The organism is uncultured Ligilactobacillus sp. (assembly GCF_948826705.1).
Taxonomy (GTDB): domain Bacteria; phylum Bacillota; class Bacilli; order Lactobacillales; family Lactobacillaceae; genus Ligilactobacillus.
In genome coordinates this window covers 1-4,489 of sequence record NZ_CAQLEL010000018.1, presented here as the reverse complement: position 1 = coordinate 4,489, position 4,489 = coordinate 1, and the positions used below count along the sequence as shown (strand labels likewise).

The window sequence follows — 4,489 nt, the reverse complement described above, 5'->3', positions numbered from 1 at the left end:
CCGGCGCGCTGCTGGCCCAGGGGATCCCCGCCTACGAAGCCGCGGCGGCGGGGGCCTATCTCCATGGCTTGGCTGGGGATCTCTGCCAAGAAAAGCTCTCCGCCCGGTCCATGCTTCCCACGGACCTGATACAGGCCCTGCCAGAAATATGTAAGAATTTCGAAAGGCAATAGGACTTTACTTTGCGTTTATAGTCTGGTAAAATTTCTCTTGTCTGAATGAAAAGGGGAGTTGACACAGATGGCGTATACGTACCTATGGTGTTTTTTTAGACTGATTGGGGGTAATTGTTCCCTCCGGTTACTAGAATTGCAGAAAATTGCAGGAAACACACTTTAAATAGCAATGACATCCCTAGCCCCTATTCATTACTATAGCTGGGCTTAGTGGTGGTTATCTGACTAATTGCGAGCGTGATTTTATGAAGTCGGAAAATGTTAACTTTTGTTAACCCTGATTGTTGAAAAATATATAAGTTCCTGCAAATATAACAATAACCATTACAACAACTACTAAAAAAACGGTGGAATTCTTTCAAGGTGTATTACAAACTTGGTCCGCCTTGATTGTTCGGAAGTGATTAGGTAAATTGTCGGAATTTGTCGGAATAAAAACCTATATTGACGCCAAATACAGGATATTGGGTGCTTATCGATGAAGTATTGACGCCAATTGACCAAGAAACCTATAATACTGGCTGGTTTATTGATTATTTATTGTCGAAAAAGTAGCATTTTTCTAGTAAAAACAGTTGATTTATATAGGTTAATAATGTATAATAAATATATAAAGTTAAGGAGGTGAAACAGTGAGACCAAGAAAGGAAGACCACAAAAAAGAACCGTTAGCGTGGTCGATAATCAAAGCAATTGCTAGAATTTTAGCAGAGTTCGGAGCAATCGCCTCAGGTATTGAGTACCTTATAAGATTTATCAAGTCGCTAGGACGGTTCTAAAAGCTGAAATTATAAAGGGGGTGGTTGCCCCTTTATTTCAGTATAACCAAGAAAGGAATGAAAGTCATGAATAAAGTGGAAAAGTTTAATAAAAAACTAGCAAAGCTTAACAAAGCTACTTTTGCGATCGTTGGTGTTATTGCTACTCTTTGGCTATTACTGGAATTAATTTTAAAGTTACTAGGTAAGTAGGGAGCTGACACGATGACAGAGAAGAAAACGACAGACGCCCAAAATAGAGCAACAAAGAAATGGGGCGACAAGAACAAAGACAAACAACGCATTTACCGCTATAGGTCTTATGCTCGCAAGTACGTTAGAGACATCGCAACGGCTGACGACCTAAAAGAATTATCTGAGATGATCCAAGTTAGACTTGATGAAATGGAATAACCAACCTTAGGGATGCTCACAGCGTCCCTTTTTCGTATGACATCCCACACGATCGATTTTAAGCGTCAGAACTAGGCAAACGGACACAGATTACAGACATCAAACACCGTCCGAGTATGATTATACTAGACAGCATTTTAAAACTCACAGAGTGGCTATATAACCTATCTCAGTGACCACAGAAACGATCTAACAGCGTGACAGTTGCATGATCTGCAATAATCACATATCTAACAGACTAAAAGCATTATATACTTGCCTGACAGTTCTATAATCGTTCATACGACCTTATACAGCCTAAAGCGTGATATTATACTAAAATAGTGTTAGACGTCTTAAAACGTAAAATATAGCCTTTTAAAACAATATCCATTTTTACAGTTAGGAGCGTTGATCCATGATGAAATTAGATCCACCAGACACCAAAGAAGTAGACTACTCGCAAACACGTAAAAACGTTGCTAACTGGTTTGATACAGAGTATAGCAAGTATCAAAGATTAGCAAATATCCCAGTTATTTCAAGCGTACGTTTATCATTAGCACCCAAAGGCACAGCAAGCGCCAACAGCGTGGAAGACATGAACGTTAATAGAGCCAACGCCAAGCAAGTTTTAGAGTTTGTCGATGCAATTCTTGACACGTTAGACGATCGGCACAAGACAATTATTAGAGCCCTCTATATTCAAGGATCACAAAACTGGCAAGTTGCCGAACGTCTGCAATACAGTCGATCCAGATACGGCGTGCTCAAAAAAGAAGCTTGTGCCCTATTTGCTCAAACTATGGACATGACAGCAGGCACAGCGCTCACAGTTTACAAAGATTAGGAGTGGCCCCACTTGTTAAAATTTATTATCATTCTTGCGATCGTTACAGCGATCAACGTTTATTTAAAACGCCGTCATTGGTATTCTAGGTTTTACATCAAGCATCTATCCAGCAGGCACGACCTGCAACGCCTTAGCTTGATGATCGATAAAAGATTAAAGGAGTTAGACGATGAAAGATAAGCCACCAGTTGAACAGTTACGGGACAAAGTAGCCGAGATCTTAACAGAGTTGCTAGACTTTGCAGAGCCGTTTATCATGATCGTCGTTGTGTACGGCTTGTATCAGTGGTTGAAATACTTCCAGATATTTTAAAAGGGATGCACTAGCTTAGTTGCTGGCACATCCCTTTTTTTACGATCTATTCAACTGGCAATAATTCAAAAAACGGCTTTTTTCGCATTATTCTATAGTTTGCTTGAATAGCTATTTGATGAAATCGTTCCAAAATAAGGCTATAAAGCGCTTGTCTTTATATGAAATGTAATACATAATATAGACATGGTCAAGGATAAAGGCTAGCTACCTTTTGAATTGGTCTAGTGGGAATAGTTGAGAGTTATAGCCCGTCTTTTTCAAGTAATCAGACACACGGGAGGGGGCTCATAGCATGAAACTATTTAGAAAGGTTAAGCGCGTTGGCAATCGCCTTTATTATCCTAGCGATTGGAAGATGTTCCATTAATCTGATGATCGCATATAGGATATACAAAAAGACTAACCACGATTTTAAAAATCACGATTAGTCTTTAACACGTTTAACTCTCAAACCACGTCGGGGGCTGATAGTTAGGGCTATCAGTCCCTTATTCGTATCTAAGTATATTATATTTAATATACGAATGCAAGTAAGGAGTTACCACCAATGACAATGAAAACGACCAAGGCGCAACGTGACGCCTCTAATCGCTGGAACGAGAAGAACAAAGCACGCAAATACTATCTTGCTAAAAGATCCATGGCACGCAGTTACTGCAGAGTAGCCACCAAAAAAGACTTAGAAACATTGATCGCATTTGCTAACGAGAAACTAGCCGAACGCTTTCCGGAATAAGCAAAAAGTCCCCTGCACGATCGCAAGGGACTTCTTAGCAAGTTCCACTTTTTGGAACTCATGTTAAACGTATTATATCACTTCTTAGGGATGCACGTTGTCCAATTATAGAGATCACATCCCAAACGTTGCAAATAAAAACGCCTTGCACGATCGCAAGACGTCAAAGAACTGTTTTATAAACATTGGTAAATTTAATCGACTGAGAAACCCTGGCAATATTATATCACCACATCACTAAATAAAAAAGCGCTGGAACTTCCAACGCTTGAGATCATACACTATTCTAAACCACCTAGCCCGACTCTTTCGGGGTCTCTCTCAGGGTCTCCCCTAGGTCTCTTTTTATCCAATTTTTAGCTATTTATTTTTTGAAATCTGTAAAAAACATCCTTTAAAAAGCGCATAACGGCGGGAAAAACACCCCTGCTTAATTCAAATCTAGTATACTATCAATCGGCAAAACTTGCTATAACAAGCACTTTTACGCTTACAAAAAATTTATTCGATATCAAAAAAGCACTAGCAGTAAAACTACCACTAGTGCTGTTAGTTTAATCTTTTAAACTTTCTAAATAATTAAATGCTTGTTGGCCGGCGATACTTCCATCGCCAACAGCGGTCGTGATCTGGCGCAATTCTTTAGCCCGAACATCCCCGATCGCATAAACACCAGGCAAACTAGTCCGCATCAACTCATCGGTCTTGATCCAGCCTTGTTCATCAGTGATCCCAAGCTCTTTGAACGGTTCAGTCAAGGCAATGACCCCCACATAGATAAAGACACCATTGACCTTTAGCTCACCATCTTCACCAGTCTTTTTGTTATGTGTCGATACGCTCGTAACTTTTTGTCCATCACCATTGATCTTTGTCACAACAGTATCCCATGTAAAATCGATCTTATCGTTAGTAAAAGCACGCTCTTGCAAGATCTTTTGAGCTCGTAATTGGTCTCTGCGGTGGATGATATTGACGTTTGAAGCTAATTTAGCTAAATAGACACCCTCTTCAACGGCGGAATCACCACCACCGATCACAGCTAGAGGCTGGTCTTTAAAGAAAGCACCATCACAAACTGCACAATAAGAAACACCACGACCAGCATATTTTTCTTCACCCTCAACGCCTAATTTCCGATATTGTGAACCTGTGGCAATGATCACAACAGGCGCTTCATAAGTTTCACTATCGGTAATAACTTGTTTTAAATCACCATTGACTTCAACTTTTTCAACGCTACCGTATGCATATTCT

The 4,489-nt window shown here is 40.0% G+C and carries 8 protein-coding genes; 7 read left to right on the top strand and 1 reads right to left on the bottom strand.

Translation table 11 applies throughout. The features are described 5' to 3' along the window. The first annotated feature begins 8 nt into the window (after positions 1 to 8). The 7 genes from Q9Q35_RS11935 to Q9Q35_RS01285 all read left to right on the top strand — a co-directional run bounded on the left by Q9Q35_RS11935 (position 9) and on the right by Q9Q35_RS01285 (position 3,232). Positions 9 to 173 carry a hypothetical protein gene (locus tag Q9Q35_RS11935; RefSeq protein WP_370648866.1) on the top strand — a complete coding sequence of 55 codons (165 nt, stop codon included), beginning with the start codon at positions 9 to 11 and terminating at the stop codon, positions 171 to 173. 848 nt (positions 174 to 1,021) lie between these two features. Further along, positions 1,022 to 1,147, top strand: coding sequence for a hypothetical protein (locus Q9Q35_RS01310; protein WP_268870045.1), 126 nt, complete (start codon positions 1,022 to 1,024; stop codon positions 1,145 to 1,147). A 12-nt stretch (positions 1,148 to 1,159) separates the two neighbouring features. Further along, positions 1,160 to 1,348 (top strand): hypothetical protein, encoded by a 189-nt coding sequence (locus Q9Q35_RS01305; RefSeq protein ID WP_025088098.1) that lies wholly within the window; start codon positions 1,160 to 1,162, stop codon positions 1,346 to 1,348. A 397-nt stretch (positions 1,349 to 1,745) separates the two neighbouring features. After that, complete coding sequence (locus tag Q9Q35_RS01300) at positions 1,746 to 2,177, top strand: ArpU family phage packaging/lysis transcriptional regulator (RefSeq protein WP_304651798.1); 432 nt, start codon at positions 1,746 to 1,748, stop codon at positions 2,175 to 2,177. A gap of 12 nt (positions 2,178 to 2,189) precedes the next feature. After that, positions 2,190 to 2,360 carry a hypothetical protein gene (locus tag Q9Q35_RS01295; protein WP_179854472.1) on the top strand — a complete coding sequence of 57 codons (171 nt, stop codon included), beginning with the start codon at positions 2,190 to 2,192 and terminating at the stop codon, positions 2,358 to 2,360. Continuing rightward, complete coding sequence (locus tag Q9Q35_RS01290) at positions 2,350 to 2,493, top strand: hypothetical protein (protein ID WP_304651797.1); 144 nt, start codon at positions 2,350 to 2,352, stop codon at positions 2,491 to 2,493. The genes Q9Q35_RS01295 and Q9Q35_RS01290 overlap by 11 nt, the downstream gene beginning before the upstream one ends. A 550-nt stretch (positions 2,494 to 3,043) precedes the next feature. Further along, positions 3,044 to 3,232 carry a hypothetical protein gene (locus Q9Q35_RS01285; protein WP_304651796.1) on the top strand — a complete coding sequence of 63 codons (189 nt, stop codon included), beginning with the start codon at positions 3,044 to 3,046 and terminating at the stop codon, positions 3,230 to 3,232. A 554-nt stretch (positions 3,233 to 3,786) separates the two neighbouring features. Here the strand turns inward: Q9Q35_RS01285 and Q9Q35_RS01280 are convergent. Next, on the bottom strand, positions 3,787 to 4,489 hold a 703-nt coding region (locus Q9Q35_RS01280; RefSeq protein WP_304651795.1), incomplete at its 5' end, for an NAD(P)/FAD-dependent oxidoreductase.